The organism is Streptomyces sp. YS-3, assembly GCF_045257485.1.
GTDB lineage: Bacteria > Actinomycetota > Actinomycetes > Streptomycetales > Streptomycetaceae > Streptomyces.
In genome coordinates, this window is record NZ_JBJHPC010000060.1 from 1 (window position 1) to 20,596 (window position 20,596).

Sequence of the window (20,596 nt, forward strand, 5' to 3'; positions counted from 1 at the left end):
GCTCCGCAACGCCAACAGCGGCAAGTGCCTGGAAATCGGCAACTCCAGCAAGAGCGATGGCGCCCGCGCCCAGCAGTGGGACTGCGCCGGACAGCCCGCCGCCACCTGGCAGTTCCGCCCCACCACCGACGGCCTCTACGAGATCGTCAACGCCAACAGCGGCAAGTGCCTGGAGATCGACAGCTCCAGCAAGARCGACGGCGCCCGCGCCCAGCAGTGGACCTGCACCGGYGCGGCSACCCAGCGCTGGACCSTCCAGTCCGCCGSCRRCACYGTSGGCCTGAACATCACCAACGCCAACAGCGGCAAGACCCTYGAAATCGCCGACGCCAACACCGCCAACGGCGCCTTCGCCCAGCAGTGGACCCACAACCCCGACCCCACCTACCCCACCCAGACCTGGAACCTGTAGCCCCTGAGCCCATCAGCGCTCACACGGCCGGTCGCCTCTCCGCGGAGGTGGCCGGCCGCACTCGTTCGCGCGCCAACCCGCCTCGGGCCTCAGACCGCACCCGGCGGACGCCCCGATTCGGCATCGGCCAGGCGCCTGCCGTTGGCGCGCCGAGCTTCTTCGAGTTGGTCTTCGAGGATGACGATGCGGCAGGCGGCCTCGACGGGAGTGCCGTGGTCGACGAGTTCGCGGGCGCGGGCGGCGATACGTAGTTGGTGGCGGGTGTAGCGGCGGTGTCCGCCCGGCGAGCGCAGTGGGGTGATGAGGTGGTGTTCGCCGATGGCGCGGAGGAAGCCCTGGGTGGTGCCGAGTATTTCGGCCGCGCGGCCCATGGTGTAGGCGGGATAGTCATCGTCATCAAGGCGGCTGATCGAAACGTCTGCTGTCATTGCACCTCTCTCATGGACCATGGAATACGTGGAGGGGCCCGGGTGCCGTACCGGCACCCGGGCCCCGAAGGAACTGCTACACCATCTGCCGACTTTGATACTGCGTCGGCCTTCTGTTTCCGCCGCCCCGACCGAGAAGGTGTCGGGGGTACGGGGATCGCGGTTGCTTGACCGGAGACCACCTCACTATCGATGTCCTGCGGTACCCGGGCTCTGTAATGCCCGCCCGGGCGATCCTGATGGCGTCCAATCCCTCCGTTCTTCCCTCTGGGATCAATCACTTACTGGTACTGCGAACTACTGGTGATGCGGGTACTGCTGTACTGCTCATACTGCTGAACTGCTCTTACTGCTGTACTGCGAACTGCTTGTCCTGCTGGTGTTGCGTACTGCCGGCGGCCTGTCCCAGCGCCGCTCGTCGGCAGCCAGCCCCGTCGCCCGTCCTGCATCTGCTCCGGCTTGGAACCCCACTGCCGAACTTCCCCGGTGCGTGCGCCCGCAGCCGACGCCTTCACCGGGATACCACTGAACTGAACTTCACTGCGGAGTACTGCGAACCGCATTTACCACTGTTTTCCTGCGGTACTGCTACTGGCAGCCCCTGATCACCGCGGGCCACCCGGTCCGGTCGCCAGTCCCGTCGCCGTCCTGCAACCGCTATGGCTTCGACACTCCACCACCGCACCGTCCTGCGAACTGCAACTACTTGAACTGCGGTACTGCGGGTACTGCTGCCCGGCAGTTCGTCTCTGCCGGGCCCTGCGTCTCTCTGCGTTACGAGAGAAACCATAACCACACCAGCACCCAATGTCTACTCCGGCCGACATAGATTTTCGGGCGCGGGGTCATCAGGTAGTCGTCACCGGGCGCCACCAGGGCAGATGTCGGCCGCCCTGCGGCTCCGGCCCGGAGGGAGGGGGTCGGCGAACAGCCCGAAGGTCGCACTCTCCGCCCCCGCGCACAGTCGACTGGGCGAGAAGTGCGGGTGACTCGGCGGCGCCACGGGCGTTGAATGACGCATGACGACCACGACAATCCGGCGCAGGCCCGTCATCGGCGCGCAGCGCGGCGCCGGCAGCGCGGCCCCTCTGCCCGAACTGGAGCCCATCTTCACCGAGCTCGCCCGTCGGTGGGAGACGACCGGTCGCCTCGTCCCCGGCCGCCACGACGAGGAATGGGCCATTCTCACGCGCCCGTACCCTTGGCCGAACTATCGCCCGCGGTGACAGCCGCCCGGGCCTCCGCGAGCGGACACCAGGCCGTCGATCACGGCTCGCACCGCGCCACCGCGCCCGACTGTCGGGGGGGAGGGCCGGACTGTCAGGACCGGTCCCGGCGGGCCTGCCGGCTCTCGGCTGCCCGTCCGGTGTACAGCCTCGCGTAGACATCGCCCGCGAAGCTCATCATCTGGGACTGGAGGGGGCCGGTCATGGTCGCGTACCGCTCCGCGTCGCGGGCCTCGCGTCCCCCGCCGGGCGGGCCGCTGAGCAACCATTCCTCCACGTCGTCGATCAAGGCCTGATGGGTCGCGTAGAGGGCGTCGGTCAGACGCGTGACCATGGCCTGCTCCTGGTCGGAGAGCATGAGGCGAAGCAACCACTCGGCTGCCTGCATCTCACGTATCCGGTCGTGCACCGCGGCTCGCTTCTCCTGCAACTGCGCGTCTGTTCCGCGCACGCCGGCACGCTCGCGCAGATGGTCCCGTACGACCCGCATCTGCCGACGCGTGTTGTCCACGGCCAGGATCAACGCCGAGCATGCGGCGCGCTTCTGGGCGGTCGTCTCCGCATCGTGCTGGGCGTCGTGCTGCACCTGGGCCAGCTCCATCTGCGTACGCGCGTGAAGGCGCGTTCCGGCCCAGGACGTGAGCGCTCCGACGACCGCTCCACTGGCGCCCAGCCCCGCGCCGACCACCACAGCCCACTGTCCGTCCATGCCCCGACGTTAGGGCGAGGACCGCCGGGGTCGGGCGGGATCGCGGAATCGGGGCACGTTCCGTGCCGACTGAACGTAAGGGTGACATTGAGGGTTTTTGTCCCATAAGTCCCACAAGCGGAACGGAGGAGTCATTCGCTATGGTGCCTGCTCGACAGAGCCGGGGAAGATCGGGCGCGGGCGCTTTCGTCCGGGTCCGTCGCAGCAGGGAGAGGCGCATGGACGCGATCGAGACGGTGCTGCAGAAAGCGCTGACTATTGAAGGCGCCACCGGCGTGGCCGTGGTCGATTTCCACCAGCGCCGCGTCCTGGGCTCCCTGGACCGCGGCAGCGGGCTCGACATGGACAAGGTCGCCTACGGCGACAGTGACGTCATGCGCGCCAAGCTCTACACACTGGAGCTCCTCGGGTACGCCTCCGACAGCGTCGAGGACATCCTCATCACCCTACAGAGTGAACTTCACATGATTCGCCCCCTCCCTCGTTTGCGTGAAGACGGACTCTTCATCTACCTCGTACTCCAACGCGACCAGACGCCGCCCCTGGACGAGATCCGCCGACAGCTGCACGCCCTGGAACCTCTGCTGGAGCTTTAGGCACCCGTACGCACACCCGTACCCATACACATCGCCGGCGTGACCCAGGTCCACCTGTGAAGGTCGCGCCCCGGGAGCGGTCTCAGACTCGGCCCCTCGCAGCCTCCAGGGCTTCCTTGACCTCCCGCACCACGCGCGCCGCGTCCTCGGCGTTGTTCACCACATCCGTGTCGTTCATATCGACGACGAGGACCTCGCTGGCCGAATAGTGCTGGTGCACCCAGTCGTCATAGCCGGACCACAGCGTCCGGTAGTACTCGACGAGATGCTCGTCCTGCTCGAAATCGCGGCCCCGCAGCCCGATACGGTGCAACACCGTCCGGAAGTCCGCCTTGAGGTAGACCATGAGGTCGGGTGCCTTGCGGTACGGCAGGCCCTCGATCTCGCGCATCATCTCGCCGAGCAGTCCCTCGTACACCCGCATCTCGAGGGAGCTGATCCGGCCCAGGTCGTGGTTGACCTTCGCGAAATACCAGTCCTCGTAGATGGACCGGTCCAGGACGTTGTCGCCCTGCTTGTACGCCTCCTTGATCGAGGCGAATCGCGTCTGAAGGAAGTAGAGCTGCAGAAGGAAGGGGTAGCGCTTGGCCTGGATCTCCTCGGGGCTCGCCGTGTAGAACAGCGGAAGGATCGGATTGTCATCCACGCTCTCGTAGAAGACGCTGCTGCCCAGCTCCTTGGCGAGCAGTTCGGCAACGCTCGTCTTGCCGATCCCGATCATGCCTCCGACGCAGATCACTGCCATACCTCACTTCTCCCCGGGGGGTCCTCTGTCCGCGGGCGGATGGCCGGGCGGGCTGGGCGGCCCACATCACCCGGACACATGCCGACGGGGCCGTTCGTTCGCTCGCCGTGGTCATGCTCAGCCTCACGGGGTCCTCGCCCAGGCCAAGGAACCGACGCGGTCTGTCGTCCCCCACCAGGCGGGGACCAGCCTCCTCGCAGGGGCCACGCCCGACGACGAGCCCCCCTCCGCGGCTGCCCTGAAGCATAAACGGCGATCCACCCCACGCCCGCCAGAGCACCGCCGCCCCCCGCGCCCGCCAGTCGACACATCGACGGCGCCGGGCATCAGGCATCGAGCATCAGGGCATCAGGGCATCAGGCAGAGCACCTCAGTGCCCGGCGATTCTCAGGCGCGTGGCCCAGTTCGATGAGCCGTTCGACACCCCGGTAGCCTTCGTCCTCATGACCCGCGCTTGGATCCTGCCGGTGTTCCTGCTGCTCTGCGGCTCTGCCATCGCGGTCAGGCTGCTGTCCAGCGGGTCCCCCGCCCCCGCCGCAGCGATCCTGCTGGTGTTTGTGCTGCTCGCCTGGGCGAACTCGCCTCTGATCTTCCCGAGGTCGATCGATGCCCTGGAGGCGCAACGCCTCAGCCTGAGCGACGGCCGACCGGTCGTCTACTGACGGCCGGGCTGCACGTACTGTCTGCGGCTGCGCATCCGCCTGGGCCGCGGTGCCCGACAGCTGCACTGGGTCAATATCTGGCGGGACCCGGCCGCGGCAGCGGCGGTGCGGGCGGCCAACGACGGCAATGAGACCGTGCCGACCGTCTTCGTGGCGGGCCGGCCGCATACCAACCCCGATCCTGCATGGGTACGGGAGCAACTGGTCCACCGCCCGTGATCGGGGCAGGCGCCTCGTGAGCCCGGACGTATCCGGGCGAGGACGGGGTAGGGCACGTACACGAGGCGCCGTCGGCGCGTCGCTGTTGACCGCGCAGGAGGAGAGCCGATGACGTACCAACAGCCACTGCCCGACCCCGAGTCGGCGGTGGAGGGACCCACCGAGGCCGAGCACGCGGGGCGGGCGGCGGTACGTCGCCAGGCCCAGGGGATGACCCATCACGAGGCGGCCAAGGCGTTCCACCGGCTGGCCGCGCGTGCGGACAGTCCGGCGCCGGAGGACATCGGGGACCCGTCGGCCCAGCCGGACGGTGGCCGCCGGGCCGCCGAACTCGCCGAGTGGGAACGCATCGTGGACCAGCTCGCCGTCCACGCGGGCACCTACGACGTCGAGTTGGACCCGTACGTCCAGGGGGAACGCGCCGCATCCCACGAATCGTAGGGGTGATCCGCCTCGGATCAGTGCGCGTCTTGATGGGCGTACGCGGGCGTAGTTTCGGGTTCCGCCATCGCCGCCAGTTCGTGTGCCACGGCGTCGGCGATCAACTGGGAGTCGTGAGCGCGGAGGTGGCTGACCACCGTGAGCATGTAGGCGTCAGCGGTCTGGACGAGGGTGAGGTTCGCCGTCCCGGGCGTGGAGACCGCGGGCAGGGGGGCGATACCCGTCAAGCGACGGCTGTGCAGATGGCTCGGGTTGTCACGCCATTTGAACGCGGTGCACACCGTTGTGGTGACTTCGGGCCGCACCATGCGTTTGGCCAGTGCTGTCGTCAGGGCGGGCACCGCTCGTACGAGACCGTCCACGACGGGTAGAACCGTGGTGTGGGCCCGGCCGCGGCTGGGAAAGGCGGCCATGAGTTCTTGGCACGCGTGCAGGCGCCCGGCCGGGGAGTCGATGCCGACGGGCAACGGCATACGGATGCCGGTGATGAAGTTGCCCAGTTTCTGCGTCTCGTACCGGCCGCGCAGGTCCACGGGCACCGTCGCGTAGACCGAGGCGGGGCCTTGTGGCCAGGACGCGGACGCTGTGCTGTAGCAGGCGGGGAGGGCGCCGGCCACGGCGCCGAGGAGCAGTTCGTTCAGGGTTGCGCCACGTCCGCCGGCCGGGAGGCGGCGGGCCGAGCGCATGACGTCCGGATCCAGTCGGCTGACGGCGACGGACGGACGGAAGTCGCCGGGTGTTACCGGCAGGGGCTCACCCAACACGTTGTTTTCACGGAACTCCCTGAACAGTGCGGCGGGACCCACGCGCTGTCGCGGTGTCTTGGCGATCTCCCCCGGGGGGCGACTCCTTGTGGGCGGGGCCTCGTCCATCAGGAGACGCAGAAGAGTCTCCAGGGAACTGCCGTCAAGAAGTGCGTGGTGGGTCAGCAGCACCAGGCCCTGTTCCCCGGTGGGAGCGGCTTTGGGGAGCAGAAGCTGCCACAAGGGCCGGTCGGACGGCAGCCGCTGACTCACTGCCGTCGTCAGGAGTGGTTGCAGTTCCTGGTCGGAGGCGGTGACATGGCGAGCGGGGTCGAACGGCTTTCCCGCATCCCAGCGGTGACCGGACAACGCGGCCGGCCCTCGGGGCTTTTTGAGGATCTGCCGCATTCGCTCCAGGCCTCCCCAACGCTCGCTGAGGCGAGCCCGGAGTTCAGCCAGGTCGAAGGGGTCTCCGGTGAACAGCGCGGCAACGCCGATCGTCCCGGGCAGCCCGCTGCGCACGTAGGCTTCATCAATTCCCGACAGCCCCATGTGACGCCCCTTTTGCTCTGTAGCGCTCTGTATCGTTCTGTATCGCCCTGACGTGGTACCGGGGCCCTGAGCCGGGCCCTCACCAGCGGCTGCCGCAGCCTGCCTGGATTACCGACGTCGGGCAGAGGTCTGCCAGGTCAACGCTGGGCCGCGTCGAAGACGACGCAGGCGTTGTGCCCTCCGAAACCGAAACTGTTGCTGATCGCGGGCCCGGCCGAGAGCTTGCGGGGCTCAACGACGACGTCCAGCTCGCACTGGGGGTCGAGCCGCGTGAGATGGGCGGTCGGAGGTACCAGCCCCTCGTGCAGCGACAGAGCAGTGATCACGGCTTCCAGCGCACCCGCCGCCCCGAGAGAGTGCCCGGTGACCGACTTGGGGGCGGTCACCGGTACCGCGCCGGGGCCGAAGACGGCGGTGATGGCGCGGGCTTCCGCCTCGTCGTTGAGCAGGGTGCCGGTGCCGTGTGCGTTGACGTGGGTGACGGCGTCAGCCGTGGTACCCGCGTCGGCAAGCGCCTGCTCCATACATGCTCTCGCTCCGGCCCCGTCGGGCCGCGGTGCCGTGATGTGGTGGGCGTCGGATGTGCACCTGTAACCGATGAGGGTGGCGTAGATACGGGCGTTACGGAGCAGGGCGAGGTCCAGCCGTTCGAGCACCAGGAACGCCGCCGCCTCGGCGATGAGGAAGCCCTGCCGGTCCGCGTCGAACGGCCGGGAAGCACGGGCCGGATCCTCACACTCGGTGATCATGGCGCCAGACCGTCCGAAGGCAAGTGCGGTCGACGCCGTCAGCGCGCTGTCATGACCACCGGCCACGACAGCGTCGGCGCGCCCGGTGCGGATCAGCTGCAGGGCCTCACCCACGGCGTACGTACCCGAGGCGCATGCCATGGACAGGGTCAGCGTGGGGCCGGTGACGCCACACTTGGCGCTGATCCAGTACGCGGCGGCATTGGGCATCAGCCGCGCCGGGTAGAGCACATCGGGCTGCCCGAGGCCCTGCTCCTGGCTGATCACGCCGCCATAGATGGTGCCGGTGACGACCGCCCTGCGGTCGGCAGGCGTGTGCAGGCCTCCCGCGTCCATGACCGCGTCCATGGCGGCGCAGACCGCCATCTGCACGGTCCGGTCCGTCCGCCGTACCTCCTTCACCGCAAGGTAGCCCTCGGGTGTGAACCCCGGCACGGGGCAGGCCGGAAACACGACGGTGCCCTCGTCGTCGAAGGTGTGCAGCGTGGCCGTGGAGCGGCCGTGCAGCAGGTTCTGCCACAGCTCACTCGTTGTTGATCCGGCCCCGCAGCGGACCCCCAGGCCCGTCACCGCGACCGCGTCCCTGAGGGTCATCCAGCCACCGCGCCGGGAACTCGTTGGGCGCGCAGCGTCGCGACGAGCGAGGCGACGTCGCCGACGGTGGACACCGCCGCGCGGTCGGCCCCCCTGAGGGACACGCCGAAGCGCTCTTCCGAGGCGACCTGCAGTTCGTTGATGTCCAGGCTGTCGGCTCCGAGATCCGCGACGAGCCGCGCGTGCGGTACTACCGCCTCCAGCGGCACGGACATGACGTGCGCGCAGAGAGTGCGCAACTCAGCCCATACATCTACGTGTTCTGGTTCCACGGTGCTTTTCTTTCTTCTGGTGGCGTCATGCCGGGCAGGGCCCGTCTGCGGCAGCGCTGCGGGCGCTGGGGTGCCGCTGACCGCCACAGCGCAACCGACACCGCTCAGCACCGTTCGGCATCTGCGGTCGTAGTCACAGAAGGCAACGAGAGTCACCGGTGGAAGTTACGATGCGGAGCACGCACCGGGCATCGACATGCTCGCTGGCGTAGTCCAACTTCACCCCGTGGTGGCTGCGTTGGCATTGGCCTTCGGTGCCATACCCGGCGACTGTACGGGCGGCTCGGTGTCAACCGGTGTGCTGCGATGGTGTGCTGGCCACCTGAGCCGGGGCGCTCGGGTCGGGCCTGCCGATGCGGGCGAGGGACGTCAGTTCGCGTACGAAGGCGTCGGCCAGCGCTTGGGCATAACCGGCGGGAGTGTGGCTGACCACGCAGAGCGTGAAGACCCCCGCGCAGTCCGTCAGGACCAGGTTGACACTCCCCCGGCCCTCTGCCGGCGCCAGCGGAATCACCCGCTCCAGCGGCGCCCCGCTCAGGGACCACGGGCCTCGGGGCCAGCGAAGCGCCGTACACAGCACGGGGTTCCAGCTGGGTGAGTTGGCTCGCTTGGAGAGCCGGCGCAGCGCCCAGGGGCCCAGCCGGGAGGCGGCCCCGATCACGCGAGCGATGGTCTCCGCACCATTTCCGAAGACTGAAGCGGCCAGTAGAGCTCGGCATGCCGCCAGGCGCTCTCCGGGGCTCTCGACCGTCAGGGGGAGCGGCACCCGCACCACCGAGACGATGTTGCCCAGCGTCTCGTCCTCCTGCGGTGTGCGCAGGTCCACGGAGAGCACGCCGTACAGCGGGCGGTGGCGGATCCCGGGCCAGGCGTCCGGGTCGCCGTGGACAGCCCGGAGGGCACCTGTGGATGCCGCCAGCAGTAGCTCGTTGAGGGTGGCCCCGAGCCCCGGCAGGGCCCGGCGGGCCGCACGTACCGTATCGGTGTCCAAGTCCACCCAGGTCAGGTCCCTCGTCGGACAGGGCGCTTCGGAAGGCAGCGGCAGGGCCTGTCCGGAACTCAACAGGAGGAGCAGTCGATCGGTACCGCTGATCCGGTGGTCCGCCAACTGCCCTTCTGAGCGGGCTGCTTGAAGTCTGCGAGCAGCCGTCGCCCTGGCAGCGCTGAGCTTGTCGCCGTGACTGGATCCGCCGTCGAGGAGCTTGCTCAGCAGGGTCTCGAAGGAGCGTCCGTCCATGAGGGCGTGATGGGCGGACAGTACGAGTGCGAAGCGCTCATCCCCGTCGGGCCGGGGCTCCAGGCGCACAAGCCGCAACCACCAGGGGGGCAGCCCGCCGGGCACGGGCTGGGTGACCAGCCTGCCGAGCAGGTCCGCGAACGCCCTGTCGTCGAGGCCGCCGTCCCCGCACTGCCCCTCGGCGTGGACATCGAGGACATGCGTGCGTACGTCGAAGTCATCGAGCGGCAACCAGCGGTGCCGACGCAGCCAGAGGTGCCGGGCGGGCCGCAGCAGAGTCCGGTGCAGCAGCGGAATGCCGCTCCAGCGCTCAGCCACACGCTCACACAGGTCGTCGAGGCTCGGCGGCGGCCCCGTGAACAGAACGGCCATTCCGCTGGGAGGCTCGGGGAGCGCGCCCGTGCCGCAGAGAAACTCCTCGACAGGCGCCAGGGCGGTGCTGATTTTCATGCGTTGACCTGCTCGCTTTTCGCGTGGTCGTGCTCGTGTTGGTGCTCTGGCAAGGAAGGTGACGGCAGAGGGGACACCGAGTCGACGGCCGGGGCGGGCGGTCCGGGCGTCTTCGGAGTCCTCGCGCCACAGGACCGCGCGGCCCTGATCACGGCCCAAACCCGGCTGCCGCCACGCCCGCTATGTCACGGCACCGGCACCTCGGCGTCGACGCCCGACGAGGCGTCGATGACCGCGGCGATCTGGCCCACCGTCGTGTCCAACGTGATCTGGCTCTCATGGAACCGCAGACCGGTCCGCTCCTCCAGCGCGACGGCGAACAAGACCTGCCCGAGCGAGTCCAGGTCCACGTCCTCCATTGTGGCGTCGGGCGACAACTGACCCTCCACGCACTGGAATTCGTTTACGAGAACGTTTACCACTGTGCCGTATCCCTGGCCCATCACATCTCCTGGTGACATCATTCGAACCCCCCGGTTTCCCGCCCCCCACGACTCCCCATACTCACGACGCAACCCGGCAGAAACAGCCGTCCTGGGGCGTTTCACCTATACGAGGTAGTGGGTTGCCGTTTCCAGCGCCGCTCGACGCCTTCCGGTCCGTACGTCCGACCGACCGACCTGGCGGTAACCGTCATTGAGGGGCATCCCACTCCACGAGCAGCCGTGACAGCCCACGGGTGAGCAGGCCTTCTTTCCACACCACCGGTTCGGCTGGTCCGGCAGCCAGTCGCAAGTTGGCGAATCGTCGCAGCAACAGATCGAGGGCGATCCTCACCTGCAGGGTGGCCAGCGACGCCCCAGGACACCGGTGTACACCGTGACCGAACGTCAGATGGGGCACCGGCCGCCGCTCACCCGCATGGTTTTCCGATCCCGTGAAGGCGACCTTGTCGCGGTTCCCGTGCAGCACAGACACGACCACCGCCTCGCCGGCGGCGACGGTGACGCCGTTCAGCTCGACCGCTTCTCTAGCGACCCTCGCGAAACTGACCGGCGCGGCGGGTGTGAGCCGTAAGAGTTCATCGACTGCCGCGGGCAGCGACGCGGGCCGTCGGCGCAGCCGCTCGTATTCGTTGGGGTCGGACAGCACGGCGAGCGCCGACAGTCCGATCTGAGCCGCGGTGGTCTCATAACCCGCCATCAACAGGGTCAGCCCCATGGTGATGAGCTCGGAAAGCGACAGATCGCCTCGGTCGTGCGCCTGGACCATACGGGTGAGCAGATCGTCGTCCGGTTGCTGCCGTTTGCGCGCGATCAACCCGGTCATATAGGCGACCAACTTGATACGCCGCTCGGTCTTCTCCCGTACGGACCCGTCCGTGATGTCGAAGAGTTCCTCCACCAGATGACAGAAATGATCTCCGTCCTGCGGAGGGACACCGAGCAGAGAGCACAGCACGCCGAGCGACAGGGGCAGAGCCAGCCCTTCGATGAGGTCGGCGGGCGGCCCCATCGCCAGGAGCCGGTCGATGTGCTCATTGGCCTGCCGCTCCACCGTCGGTGCCAGCGCGGCTATCCGGGAAGCGGAGAAGGCGCCCATCACCACGCGCCGCAACCGCGCGTGCTCGGAGCCGTCCCTGCTCATCATCGACTCCGGAACGGGCTGGACCGGGATGAACTTCGGCGCCCGCGCCTTGACGGCCTCGCTCCGGCTGAAGCGGCTGTCGGTCAGCACCTGCCGCCCCAGCGCGTAATCACGGACCAGCCACACCTTGTCGCCGGTCGGCGCCTCAACCGAGACGACATCCTCCGTGCCGTCCAGCATGAACGCCGGCAACGGCCCCAACTGATCAGAATACAAACGCCTCTGCCTCATCCACGTTCCATCACGCGCGGCAGGATCGGGGCGGTACGTATCCGCCAGGCCTCGGCCACCCGTTCCTCCACACCGGCTCCCCAGGCGGCGGGGGCAGTACGCGGCTTACGCGCCACCCGCCTCGCCCGCCCGGCAGAGAGCAGACTGCCGCCGCCGGCCTAGCCGACGACCACAGGCGGATCAGCAGGTGCGGCCGGTGTAGTGCGCCCCTTGGATCTTCGAGGCGGGGCCGAGCCACGACCTGCCGGGGCCGACACACCGCTCGTAGTCGGGAGCCATCGCAACCCTCACCTTGATGACCACGTTCGAACCGTCCGAGGTGCAGTGGTTGTAGAAGGCGTCGGACGAGGTCTCGTAAAAACCACAGGGGTTGGCAGCCGCGGGACTCGCGGTGACGACACCGGTACAGCCGCCGAGCAAGGCTGCGGCCAGGGCGACCCGGACAAGACGACGTACACGCATGGGCAACTCCTCCAGGGGGAAGACCCATCACGTCCACAAAACGGATATACGGGTCACTGATTTCCTGGCGACGCACTCTACGGCACAGTTAACGCGCAGAAACGATTCACTGGACCGCTCGTCACACCAACGTGTGCATGCCCGTTGACGGCACGGCCGACAAAGAAGAGTCCGGCGGATACCGGTCAGGCCGCGGCTGCCGCCCCGTGTTCCGGAGCGCTGCGGTCGCGGCCACCCGGGTGGCGGTGGCGCCAGAACCAGAAGATCCCGCACGACAGCAGGGACCAGCCGGCCAGGACGAGGTAGGGAAACGCGTGCTGGGCGTCGGCGAAGTACACGGCGGTGTGCTGGGCGTTCACCGACGCGCCGGGCGGCAGCCACCGTCCGACGTGGCCGAAGACGGACGGCAGCAGCGGCCAGGACACCGCACCGCCGGAGGAGGGATTGCCGAGCAGCACCATGAGTCCCCAGGTCGGCAGCATGGCCCAGCGGCCGATCAGGGTGTTGAACATGGTGAAGACCATCCCCGACGTGAACATCGTGAACGCGAGGATCGACCAGGACTCCACGAACGGCAGCCGTACCGCGCCGAGTCCCCAGTCGACCACCGCGGCGATGGTGAACCCGCCGAGCAGGGAGTACGCCATCGTGAAGGCGATGCGTTCCAGCGGGTTCAGGGCGCGCGCGTGGACGCTCAGCTGGATGGAGCCGACGAATCCCAGCACGACGGCGGCCAGGGAGATGTAGAACAGGGCGAGGCCTCGCGGGTCGCCCTGCTGGAGCGGCTTGACGTCGGCGATCGTCATCGGTACGCCGATGGTCTTGGCCACCTGGGGCGCGGTCTGCGTCAGCACCTGCGCCACGGAGGCACCGGCCGCACCCGCGACTTGCAGACTCACCCCACCGGGCCGTACGGCGATGATGGCGAAGACGCTCTGGTCCTCCATCGCCTCACGAGCCGCACGCTCGTCCGCGTACGGGCGCGGCGCCAGCGAGGTGTTGAGGGCCCGGTCCATCCCCGCCACGAACCTCTTCGCGACGACCGAGTCGGCGGGCGCGACCAGCGCGCTGGGGATGTGGTGCGGGGTGGGGTTGGCCATGGAATACGTGTACGAGCCGGCGAACAGTCCAGCGGCGGCGGCCAGGATGAAGACCAGTACGGTCGCCGGGAGGAACGGGGAGTCCTTGAACTCCAGCCACGCCCGGCCGGCCGTCCCACGCGCTGCGGCGTGCGCCCCGTGCTTGCCGTGCCCGCCGGGCGGGCCCTCCCGCTCGGCCCGACGGCCGGCGTCCTCTTCTTCCATCGACATGTACGACCGCTCCGTGACCGGGGACATTGTCTGCGCCGCCTACCCCGCCCGGCCTGCCCGCTCACGGGACGTCCGGCATGTCATACCGAAGGCACACCGGTGAGCGGGCCCTCGCGGTGCGTACGGGGGCGACGGCGAACACGGGTCCACTCCCCTGCGCCCCGGCGTGACCGGCTTGACCGGCTTGACCGGCATGACCGGCTCGCCACCGGTGCTGCGGCGCGGGGAAATGGATTGCCGTTATGGGCATCATTGCGCGGATTGGCGTGAATTCGATGCTTGGACGTGCCGGGCGCCTCCTGCAAGGTGACCGGCAAGGTCAACGCCTGGAACACCGGCCTGACCGAGGACATCACCCTCACCAACACCGGCTCGTCCACGATCGACGGCTGGGCCCTGGCCTTCACCCTGCCCGCCGGACAGAGCGTGACCAGCGCCTGGAACGCCACCATCGCCCCAGCGGGCGGCCAGGTCACCGCCACGAACCTCAGCTACAACGGCACCCTGGCCCCCGGCGCCTCCGCCTCCTTCGGCTTCCAGGCCACACACACGGGCAACACCTCCTTCCCCACCGCGTTCACCCTGGACCACAACCCCTGCGCCATCGCCTGACAGTCCCTTCACCGGGCACACCGACACCCGCCCCGGTGTCGGTGTCTCCGGCCACTCCATGGGCGGTACGTTCACTGCTCGGGGCGGAGCGGCACCACCATGGACCGGGCGGCTGCCCGGATGCCTCGCGGAGACGCCCCGAGCGCGCGGCGGCAGGCCTTGTTGAACGCCTGCAGGTCGGGAATGCCGACCGATGCGGCGACGGCGGGGACGGACAGCGTGGTGGCCTGAAGGAAGTGGCGCGCCCGTTCCATGCGTCGGGTCCGGATGTAGCCGACGACCGTCTCCCCCGTGGCCGCGCGGAAGAGCCGCGTCAGATGGTTGTGGGAGACGCCCGCCGCCGTCGCGATCTCCGGGACCGTCAGAGGCTCGCCGAGCCGCGCCTCGATCAGGGCCACCGCGCAGGCGACCGCCGGGTGGACGGCTGCCTGCGCGTTCGGCTCCGTCGCCGGAGTGAGCTGGGCGACCCGCCACAGGGCGGCCCACACCTCGGCCGCGGCCCGTGCCGGGGTCTTCGGCCAGGCACCCAGAGCCTGCCGCAACTGCACGGTGAGTGCGTCGAGTTCGGGCCCGGCGTCCTGGATCACCGGGATTCTGTGGGCTGTTCCGGTCCGGCTCAGGCGCAGATGGACGTAGAGGTGCCGGGAGTGTCCCCGGTAGCGATAGCGCGTCTCGGCGCCGGGCGGCACGAGACTGACCCGGCCGGGTCGGATCGCGTGGGCGGTGCCGTCGACCGTCAAGTCGGCCTCGTAGCCGTACAGATGGAGCTGCCAGTGGTCCGGCAGGGAGAAGACGTCCACCTGGCCGGCCGGTCCGTGCACGCCGATGCCCACGGCGGCGAGAGTCGGAGGCTCGTCGAGAGAGGCGAGGACCGTGTGCATGGTCAGGTTTTCTACCACGGTGGCCGCCGGCCCGCAGCAGGACCGCCTTACCCGTCCCGCGCGCCGGACGGCATGGTGAGAATCGACCACTGGAGGGTGAGCCCGGCCCACCCGGCGCACGGAGACCCAGGCCTAGCGTGGGCGCCATGGAGAACAGGCAGGAACTGCTCGACTCGGTACGGATGGCGCGGTTCGTCGCGCGCGGGTCGCTGCGACTGGACGGGGTGGTCCCGTCGGAGATGAACGCGCGGGGCTTGGCGGTACTGGCGGAAGGAGTGCCGCCGGTGCCGTACGGGACACCGTTGTCCGAGGCGTACACGGAAGGCTCCTTCGTCCGCGAGCTGCTGGAGCTCCCGCAGGTGGCAGGGGCTCTGCGGAGCCTGGTGGGCCCGGATCCCTGGGTCGACCACCACTTCGTGCACACCCGCGAGCCCCACGGCGGCGACGCCCAGCCGCTGCACGGGGACGCCATCATCGACGTGCGGCCGGACGCCTTCGACGTGCAGTTGATGTACTTTCCGCAGACGGTGACAGTGGAGATGGGCGGCACGCTCACCGTGCCGGGCAGCCACCTCAGGCGGATCAACGAGTCCGACACGGGCCGCTATCAGAACCTGCTCGGCCAGGACCGGCTGGTCTGCCCCGCCGGGACGGTGGTGTTTCTGCACCATGGCCTCTGGCATGGAGGCCGGCGCAACGACAGCGACACGATGCGCTACATGTTCAAGATCCGTTTCAATCCGAGGGTGCGCCAGCAGCGCCTGTGGGACACCTCGGACCTCGACGACCCGCGGGTGAACGCGGAGCTGGACACGATGTTCCCGTGGTACGAGGGGGCGACCGGCCGACTGGAACGGTACAACCGCATCCTGCTGTGGCGCGTGCTCACGGGCGACGAAAGCTTCGACCTCGACCACTGGGTGACCAGGGTCTCCAACCGTCCGAAGGCGGCGCGGATATGACGACCGGAGCGAGCGGGTCCGAGCGGGTCGAAGGCGCCGGGCAGGTGCCGCGGCAGCAGGTGCTGGTGCTGTATCTGGCCACCTCGGCGCTGGATGCCCAGGTCATCGGCTGGTCGCTGTACGACGGCACCGGCCGCACCTCCCCCACCACGGGCGACAGCGACGAGCCGCCGTACGAGTCGGGGGTGGCGGCGCTCCGGGCGGGCTGGCGGCTGATCCAGGCCGCTCAGCTGATCCCGCCGTATCCCGGGCATGAATACGACGTCTCCTTCCTCAAGCACGAGTTCTTCTTCGAGCGGATCGTCGACGCGCGGGCGGAGCGGTAGGGCTTCCCGGAGGCCGCGAGGGCGAGCGTGGGTCGGGCAGGTGCGCGCGGACGTTGTCGCGGGGGCCGAGGGCGAACGGCGGGTCGAAACCAGAACTGGTCTGTGACACAGCTCACCTGGAAAGGGTGACAGGACGGTGTCGCGGACGGCTGCGACCGTCGGCGCCATGATGATCACCGATGAGGACTGCCTCACCGAGACCCTGGCATTCAACGACCAGTTCGAGGCCGCTGCCGCGAACCGCCCCACGCGCGAAAGGGCGCCGGACGCGGCCCTGCTGGCCGCTCTCCGGCGCAACCGGCTCGGCGGCGACACACCGCCGGTACGACTGCCACAGGCCCACGACCGCGTCATCGGGAGCGGAGTAAAGGTACGGGTCTTCGTGCCGGACCACGTTGACGGCGTATATCTGCACATCCACGGCGGGGGCTGGGTGTTCGGCTCCGCGGACGGACAGGACGAGAGACTGTGGCAACTCGCCGAGCAGGCGCGGCTGGCCGTGGTCAGCGTGGACTACCGCCTCGCACCGGAACACCCCTTTCCCGCCGGGCCCGACGACTGCGAATCGGCCGCCCGGTGGCTGGTGCGGAACGCCATGGCCGAGTTCGGCACCGGGCGGCTGCTGATCGGGGGCGAATCGGCCGGTGCCCACCTGAGCGTCCTGACACTGCTGCGTCTTCGCGACCGGCACGGCATCACCGGCGCGTTCCGAGCGGCCCATCTGCTGTTCGGCCCCTACGACTTGTCGATGACACCCAGCCAGCGGGCCTTCGGCTCCCGGCGGCTGCTGAGCAACACCGACACGATACGGCGGACCTACGAGCTGTTCACACCGCCATGGGGCCGGAGCAGCGCCGCGACCCGGAGGTCTCACCGCTGTTCGCCGACCTGGCGGGCCTCCCGCCCGCCCGGATGGTGGTGGGCACCGAGGACCCGCTCCGGGACGACTCGCTGTTCCTGGCCCAGCGATGGCAGGCGGCAGGCGCGCCCGTGCAGCTGGGTGTCGTCGCCGGAGCCATGCACGGCTTCACTCTCTTCCCCCTGACCATCACCGAGCGCGAACTGCGGCGCCAGCGGGACTTCCTGGCCACCACGGGCAGGTAGCGTCGCCCCTATGAACCGCACTACTCGGCTCTACGCACTGGTGGAGGAGTTGCGCGCGGCGGCGCCGCGACCACGCACGGTCGCGGCGCTCGCCGCGCGGTTCGAGGTGAGCGCCCGCACGGTCCAGCGCGACCTCCAGGCCCTGATGGAGACCGGCGTCCCGGTACGCACCACATCCGGGCGCGGCGGTGGCTGGTCGGTCGACCCGCACATGACCCTGCCCCCGATCCACTTCACCGCTGACGAAGCCTCGGCCCTGACCGCCGCGCTGGCCACGGCCGACGCGCACGCCCCGTACGCCGGCGCGGCCCGCACAGCGGCGCAGAAGATCGCGGCCTCGATGACCGGCCCCGCCTCGGCGGCAGCCCACCACCTCGCCGCGCGGATCGTCGCGCTGCCCGCGCGGTCCGACTCCGCGGTCCGTACCGCGGTGGAGCAGGCCGTCACCACCAACACGGTGCTGCGGCTGACCTACATCGACGCGGCGGGGCGCGAGAGCGAGCGCGCGGTGGAGGCGGCCGGGCTGCTCACCGCCAACGGTATGTGGTACCTCATCGCCTGGTGCCGCAGCCGACAGGCCGGCCGGGGCTTCCGTCTCGACCGCATCACAGCGGCGACTCCCACCGCGGAACGGGCGAGGGCCCACGACCTTGCCGAGCTCCTGCGCGGCTCAGCCGCCGCCGACGCGGTGCGACCAGCCCCACTGGCGGCACTCACATCCCCGCTGTAAGCCCTGAAACGGTGGCGGGAGGAGTCAGCGGACTTCGATGGTGATGTACGAGATGTTCTGCCGGTACGGCGCCGCGCACGAGGCCTTCGAGTTCTGGTACCACTGCACCCACGCGCCGTAGAACGTGTACCTGTACCCGTTGACACCGTCCAGGCACGTGATCACCACGCGCTGCTGACCAGGCCCGTAGTGGCAGGTGGAACTGGCGGTGGCATGGTCCAACTTGGTCGACTGGCAACCGTGCGGGGCGGCGCTCGCCGGAGTGGCCAGCGCGACGGGCACCGCGACGGCCGCACTCGCCAGAAGCAGCGGCGCGGTGAGGAGCGAGGTCATTTTCCTACGGCGGCGCATGGCGGTCCCCCTTCGACGGTTCTCCTCAAAATGGTCCTCCTCAGGGTGAGGGATACCGCTGCGGATGAGAAGAGAGCGGCCGGATGAGGCGAGATGGCACCCTCATGGCGCAAAACAGCCTGCTACGGCGAGCAACCACTGACGCGACGCAGCACCAGGATCAGCCCGTGTGCGCCCTGTCGCCATGCGCGCAAGGCGCCCAGTGTGCTTCAGCGAGCAGCATCGCGACCAGCACGAGAACCAGGCCGAACAGCTCGGCCAGTGAGGAGAGTTGTGTCCCCAGCGGGATCGTCGCGAAGGCGATCGTGGCTCCGGCCGCCCGGAAACGCAGGGGCGGGATGTGCAGCACCGCGCGGAAGGCGACGTTTCCCGCGAGGAAGAGCACCACACCGCCCGCCAACGCGATGGCCGGCGCGGTCGGCAGCTGGTCCGGGAGGTGCCCGATGGACTTCTTCACCCCGGCCGCGAGCACCGCGACGCCGAGCAGCATCGGTACGAAGCAGTAGTAGTACGCGAGCATCGTCACCCGGAACCTGGCCGGCCCGGACACCGCCCGTAGCGCCTCCTCGGCGGCCTCCTCGTCGCGGATGAAGTAGGTCCACCACAGCGCGGTGGCCAGAGCGAGGGCGAGGGCCGCGCCGCCGAACAGGCCCCAGTCCAGCCGGACATCGCCGGAGCCGACACCGATGGCGATCACGGACTCGCCGAACGCGACGATGAGGAGCAGCCCGTGGCGCTCCACGAAGTGCGCCGGATCGAGTGCGCCGACGCGGCCCGTCACCGGGACGCGCTCGCCGTCGACATCGGTGGTGATACGGCTGGAGAGGACGGGGGTGATGGCCTGCAGAACCAGCGCGGCCACCCAGAGGGCCTCGGCGGGCCGGCCGCTCACGGTGCCCGCCGCCGTGACGCAGAGCGCGGCGAGGACGTTGGTGAGAGCGAAACTGAGGACCTGCCGCCCGTGCAGCAGGGCGTACAGGGCGCCGTGGACCACGGTGACCAGGAGATAGCCGAGGCCGAAGGCGACCCCGTCGGTGGTGAACACCCGGGGGATGGCCAGGGCGCAGGTGAGGAAGCCGCACATACCGAGGATCAGCGGGATGCGGCGGGCGTTGGTCTCGGGCGGCACCTGGTTGGTGAGGTAGGCGTAGGCGCCGTACATCCAGAACAGGACGGCGAAGATCAGCAGGACCCGGCCGGCCTGGGCGAAGGTCAGGTCGTGGGTGAGCAGCACGGTCAGCTGTGTGATCGTGAAGACGAAGACGAGGTCGAAGAAGAGCTCCAGGGTGGAGACCCGGCGCCCCGCGGCGCTCTCGGTCGTCCCGGCCGGGCCGACGACGGCAGACATACGTTTCCCCCAACAGGCATGTCGTTCCCATGTGCGGCGACACACTAGCCGAGCGGATCAAGGCGACCCCGGCCCGTCTCAACTCCATTGCCGCCGCGGGTCTCCAGAGGCACTTCTCGTCTGAGGATGAGGGAGCGTTGGCCGACGATCTCCCGCACGGGACCCGTTGCCCGGGTCGCCGCGACACGGCCCGGTATACCCCGAACAGTCGCCGCCGGCAGCCCCGGTACCAGCGCCGCCAGACTGAGCGTCAAGAAAAGTCCGCCACCGTTTCCCATCCGCTTGCTCAACCAGGTATCTTGCATCGCATGGAACCAGGTGATTCGACCAAGCAGGCCCGGGCAGCCGCCCAGCTGCGCAAGGGCGTCCTGGAGTACTGCGTACTCGCCCTGATGCGGGACCGCCCGCGCTACGGCGTGGAACTCCTCCACGCCCTGGAGGACTCCGGTGCCCTGGCCACCAGCCAGGGCACCGTCTACCCGCTGCTCTCCCGGCTCCGCCGCGACGACCTGGTCACCACCACCTGGCAGGAATCCGCCTCCGGACCACCCCGCCGCTACTACGCGCTCACCGACAGCGGCCGGGCCGCACTCGATGAGTTCACCCGCATCTGGCCCGGCTTCCGCAATGCCGTCGACGCCTTCCTGACCACTCCCC

23 protein-coding genes and 2 pseudogenes are annotated in these 20,596 nt (G+C 69.2%); 11 read left to right on the top strand and 14 right to left on the bottom strand.

The window, feature by feature from the left end; translation table 11 throughout:
* Nucleotides 1–412: RICIN domain-containing protein (locus ACJA3G_RS08400; RefSeq protein ID WP_406552253.1), on the top strand; the 412-nt coding region annotated here is incomplete at its 5' end.
* Nucleotides 413–501: 89 nt separating this feature from the next.
* On the opposite strand, the gene ACJA3G_RS08405 is transcribed toward ACJA3G_RS08400, so the two are convergent.
* On the bottom strand, nt 502–840 hold the full coding sequence (locus ACJA3G_RS08405; protein WP_406552254.1) for a MerR family transcriptional regulator: 339 nt from the start codon (nt 838–840) through the stop codon (nt 502–504).
* A 1,019-nt stretch (nt 841–1,859) separates the two neighbouring features.
* Here ACJA3G_RS08405 and ACJA3G_RS08410 point away from each other — a divergent pair.
* Nucleotides 1,860–2,066 (top strand): hypothetical protein, encoded by a 207-nt coding sequence (locus ACJA3G_RS08410; protein ID WP_406552255.1) that lies wholly within the window; start codon nt 1,860–1,862, stop codon nt 2,064–2,066.
* Nucleotides 2,067–2,160: 94 nt separating this feature from the next.
* Here the strand turns inward: ACJA3G_RS08410 and ACJA3G_RS08415 are convergent, their stop codons facing one another.
* Complete coding sequence (locus tag ACJA3G_RS08415; RefSeq protein ID WP_406552256.1) at nt 2,161–2,775, bottom strand: hypothetical protein; 615 nt, start codon at nt 2,773–2,775, stop codon at nt 2,161–2,163.
* Between the two features lie 218 nt (nt 2,776–2,993).
* Here ACJA3G_RS08415 and ACJA3G_RS08420 point away from each other — a divergent pair, with 218 nt between their 5' ends.
* Nucleotides 2,994–3,371, top strand: a complete 378-nt coding sequence (locus ACJA3G_RS08420; RefSeq protein ID WP_406552257.1) for a hypothetical protein — start codon at nt 2,994–2,996, stop codon at nt 3,369–3,371.
* Between the two features lie 82 nt (nt 3,372–3,453).
* Here the strand turns inward: ACJA3G_RS08420 and ACJA3G_RS08425 are convergent, their stop codons facing one another.
* Nucleotides 3,454–4,116 carry a deoxynucleoside kinase gene (locus ACJA3G_RS08425; RefSeq protein WP_406552258.1) on the bottom strand — a complete coding sequence of 221 codons (663 nt, stop codon included), beginning with the start codon at nt 4,114–4,116 and terminating at the stop codon, nt 3,454–3,456.
* Nucleotides 4,117–4,559: 443 nt separating this feature from the next.
* Here ACJA3G_RS08425 and ACJA3G_RS08430 point away from each other — a divergent pair.
* Both ACJA3G_RS08430 and ACJA3G_RS08435 read left to right on the top strand, forming a co-directional pair.
* A pseudogene (locus tag ACJA3G_RS08430) lies at nt 4,560–4,997 on the top strand (glutaredoxin domain-containing protein).
* 108 nt (nt 4,998–5,105) lie between these two features.
* Nucleotides 5,106–5,438 (top strand): hypothetical protein, encoded by a 333-nt coding sequence (locus tag ACJA3G_RS08435; RefSeq protein ID WP_406552259.1) that lies wholly within the window; start codon nt 5,106–5,108, stop codon nt 5,436–5,438.
* A gap of 17 nt (nt 5,439–5,455) precedes the next feature.
* Here the strand turns inward: ACJA3G_RS08435 and ACJA3G_RS08440 are convergent, their stop codons facing one another.
* The 8 genes from ACJA3G_RS08440 to ACJA3G_RS08475 all read right to left on the bottom strand — a co-directional run bounded on the left by ACJA3G_RS08440 (nt 5,456) and on the right by ACJA3G_RS08475 (nt 13,619).
* A complete protein-coding gene (locus ACJA3G_RS08440; RefSeq protein ID WP_406552260.1) occupies nt 5,456–6,733 on the bottom strand; it encodes a wax ester/triacylglycerol synthase domain-containing protein in 1,278 nt (425 codons plus the stop codon).
* Between the two features lie 137 nt (nt 6,734–6,870).
* Nucleotides 6,871–8,076: a beta-ketoacyl-[acyl-carrier-protein] synthase family protein gene (locus ACJA3G_RS08445; protein ID WP_406552261.1), complete on the bottom strand. Its 1,206-nt coding sequence runs from the start codon at nt 8,074–8,076 to the stop codon at nt 6,871–6,873.
* Nucleotides 8,073–8,348 (bottom strand): acyl carrier protein, encoded by a 276-nt coding sequence (locus tag ACJA3G_RS08450; RefSeq protein ID WP_406552274.1) that lies wholly within the window; start codon nt 8,346–8,348, stop codon nt 8,073–8,075. Before ACJA3G_RS08450 ends, ACJA3G_RS08445 begins: the two co-directional genes overlap by 4 nt.
* Before the next feature lie 289 nt (nt 8,349–8,637).
* On the bottom strand, nt 8,638–10,035 hold the full coding sequence (locus tag ACJA3G_RS08455) for a wax ester/triacylglycerol synthase domain-containing protein (RefSeq protein WP_406552262.1): 1,398 nt from the start codon (nt 10,033–10,035) through the stop codon (nt 8,638–8,640).
* A gap of 185 nt (nt 10,036–10,220) precedes the next feature.
* Nucleotides 10,221–10,499, bottom strand: coding sequence for an acyl carrier protein (locus tag ACJA3G_RS08460; RefSeq protein ID WP_406552263.1), 279 nt, complete (start codon nt 10,497–10,499; stop codon nt 10,221–10,223).
* 169 nt (nt 10,500–10,668) lie between these two features.
* Nucleotides 10,669–11,823 carry a cytochrome P450 gene (locus tag ACJA3G_RS08465; protein WP_406552264.1) on the bottom strand — a complete coding sequence of 385 codons (1,155 nt, stop codon included), beginning with the start codon at nt 11,821–11,823 and terminating at the stop codon, nt 10,669–10,671.
* Between the two features lie 210 nt (nt 11,824–12,033).
* A complete protein-coding gene (locus tag ACJA3G_RS08470) occupies nt 12,034–12,315 on the bottom strand; it encodes a DUF6355 family natural product biosynthesis protein (protein ID WP_406552265.1) in 282 nt (93 codons plus the stop codon).
* 185 nt (nt 12,316–12,500) lie between these two features.
* On the bottom strand, nt 12,501–13,619 hold the full coding sequence (locus tag ACJA3G_RS08475) for an ABC transporter permease (RefSeq protein ID WP_406552275.1): 1,119 nt from the start codon (nt 13,617–13,619) through the stop codon (nt 12,501–12,503).
* A gap of 291 nt (nt 13,620–13,910) precedes the next feature.
* Here ACJA3G_RS08475 and ACJA3G_RS08480 point away from each other — a divergent pair, with 291 nt between their 5' ends.
* Nucleotides 13,911–14,237: a cellulose binding domain-containing protein gene (locus ACJA3G_RS08480; RefSeq protein ID WP_406552266.1), complete on the top strand. Its 327-nt coding sequence runs from the start codon at nt 13,911–13,913 to the stop codon at nt 14,235–14,237.
* A 71-nt stretch (nt 14,238–14,308) separates the two neighbouring features.
* Here the strand turns inward: ACJA3G_RS08480 and ACJA3G_RS08485 are convergent, their stop codons facing one another.
* Nucleotides 14,309–15,118: a helix-turn-helix domain-containing protein gene (locus tag ACJA3G_RS08485; RefSeq protein ID WP_406552267.1), complete on the bottom strand. Its 810-nt coding sequence runs from the start codon at nt 15,116–15,118 to the stop codon at nt 14,309–14,311.
* 146 nt (nt 15,119–15,264) lie between these two features.
* Between ACJA3G_RS08485 and ACJA3G_RS08490 the strand changes: the two genes are divergently transcribed.
* From ACJA3G_RS08490 to ACJA3G_RS08505, 4 genes and pseudogenes are all read left to right on the top strand, one after another.
* Entirely contained in the window at nt 15,265–16,080 is an 816-nt protein-coding gene (locus tag ACJA3G_RS08490; RefSeq protein ID WP_406552268.1) for a phytanoyl-CoA dioxygenase family protein, read from the top strand.
* A complete protein-coding gene (locus ACJA3G_RS08495; protein ID WP_406552269.1) occupies nt 16,077–16,406 on the top strand; it encodes a hypothetical protein in 330 nt (109 codons plus the stop codon). Before ACJA3G_RS08490 ends, ACJA3G_RS08495 begins: the two co-directional genes overlap by 4 nt.
* 169 nt (nt 16,407–16,575) lie before the next feature.
* Nucleotides 16,576–17,510: pseudogene (locus tag ACJA3G_RS08500) on the top strand (alpha/beta hydrolase).
* A 10-nt stretch (nt 17,511–17,520) separates the two neighbouring features.
* A complete protein-coding gene (locus ACJA3G_RS08505) occupies nt 17,521–18,240 on the top strand; it encodes a helix-turn-helix transcriptional regulator (protein ID WP_406552270.1) in 720 nt (239 codons plus the stop codon).
* A 24-nt stretch (nt 18,241–18,264) separates the two neighbouring features.
* Here the strand turns inward: ACJA3G_RS08505 and ACJA3G_RS08510 are convergent, their stop codons facing one another.
* Nucleotides 18,265–18,591 (bottom strand): hypothetical protein, encoded by a 327-nt coding sequence (locus tag ACJA3G_RS08510; protein ID WP_406552271.1) that lies wholly within the window; start codon nt 18,589–18,591, stop codon nt 18,265–18,267.
* A 160-nt stretch (nt 18,592–18,751) separates the two neighbouring features.
* The gene (locus tag ACJA3G_RS08515) at nt 18,752–19,939 is read right to left on the bottom strand and encodes a low temperature requirement protein A (RefSeq protein WP_406552272.1); all 1,188 of its coding nucleotides are present in this window, start codon (nt 19,937–19,939) and stop codon (nt 18,752–18,754) included.
* Nucleotides 19,940–20,247: 308 nt separating this feature from the next.
* On the opposite strand from ACJA3G_RS08515, the gene ACJA3G_RS08520 reads away from it, so the two are divergent.
* Nucleotides 20,248–20,596 (top strand): PadR family transcriptional regulator (locus tag ACJA3G_RS08520; protein WP_406552273.1); only part of this gene is annotated, 349 nt, incomplete at its 3' end.

Excerpts from the sequence above, each read along its gene's own strand:
- ACJA3G_RS08515 (WP_406552272.1), bottom strand. The coding sequence starts at position 19,939 with ATGTCTGCCGTCGTCGGCCCGGCCGGGACGACCGAGAGCGCCGCGGGG.
- ACJA3G_RS08435 (WP_406552259.1), top strand. The coding sequence starts at position 5,106 with ATGACGTACCAACAGCCACTGCCCGACCCCGAGTCGGCGGTGGAGGGA.
- ACJA3G_RS08415 (WP_406552256.1), bottom strand. The coding sequence starts at position 2,775 with ATGGACGGACAGTGGGCTGTGGTGGTCGGCGCGGGGCTGGGCGCCAGT.
- ACJA3G_RS08445 (WP_406552261.1), bottom strand. The coding sequence starts at position 8,076 with ATGACCCTCAGGGACGCGGTCGCGGTGACGGGCCTGGGGGTCCGCTGC.
- ACJA3G_RS08505 (WP_406552270.1), top strand. The coding sequence starts at position 17,521 with ATGAACCGCACTACTCGGCTCTACGCACTGGTGGAGGAGTTGCGCGCG.
- ACJA3G_RS08495 (WP_406552269.1), top strand. The coding sequence starts at position 16,077 with ATGACGACCGGAGCGAGCGGGTCCGAGCGGGTCGAAGGCGCCGGGCAG.
- ACJA3G_RS08470 (WP_406552265.1), bottom strand. The coding sequence starts at position 12,315 with ATGCGTGTACGTCGTCTTGTCCGGGTCGCCCTGGCCGCAGCCTTGCTC.
- ACJA3G_RS08410 (WP_406552255.1), top strand. The coding sequence starts at position 1,860 with ATGACGACCACGACAATCCGGCGCAGGCCCGTCATCGGCGCGCAGCGC.
- ACJA3G_RS08405 (WP_406552254.1), bottom strand. The coding sequence starts at position 840 with ATGACAGCAGACGTTTCGATCAGCCGCCTTGATGACGATGACTATCCC.
- ACJA3G_RS08490 (WP_406552268.1), top strand. The coding sequence starts at position 15,265 with ATGGAGAACAGGCAGGAACTGCTCGACTCGGTACGGATGGCGCGGTTC.
- ACJA3G_RS08475 (WP_406552275.1), bottom strand. The coding sequence starts at position 13,619 with ATGGAAGAAGAGGACGCCGGCCGTCGGGCCGAGCGGGAGGGCCCGCCC.
- ACJA3G_RS08420 (WP_406552257.1), top strand. The coding sequence starts at position 2,994 with ATGGACGCGATCGAGACGGTGCTGCAGAAAGCGCTGACTATTGAAGGC.
- ACJA3G_RS08425 (WP_406552258.1), bottom strand. The coding sequence starts at position 4,116 with ATGGCAGTGATCTGCGTCGGAGGCATGATCGGGATCGGCAAGACGAGC.
- ACJA3G_RS08460 (WP_406552263.1), bottom strand. The coding sequence starts at position 10,499 with ATGATGTCACCAGGAGATGTGATGGGCCAGGGATACGGCACAGTGGTA.
- ACJA3G_RS08455 (WP_406552262.1), bottom strand. The coding sequence starts at position 10,035 with ATGAAAATCAGCACCGCCCTGGCGCCTGTCGAGGAGTTTCTCTGCGGC.
- ACJA3G_RS08485 (WP_406552267.1), bottom strand. The coding sequence starts at position 15,118 with ATGCACACGGTCCTCGCCTCTCTCGACGAGCCTCCGACTCTCGCCGCC.
- ACJA3G_RS08510 (WP_406552271.1), bottom strand. The coding sequence starts at position 18,591 with ATGCGCCGCCGTAGGAAAATGACCTCGCTCCTCACCGCGCCGCTGCTT.
- ACJA3G_RS08440 (WP_406552260.1), bottom strand. The coding sequence starts at position 6,733 with ATGGGGCTGTCGGGAATTGATGAAGCCTACGTGCGCAGCGGGCTGCCC.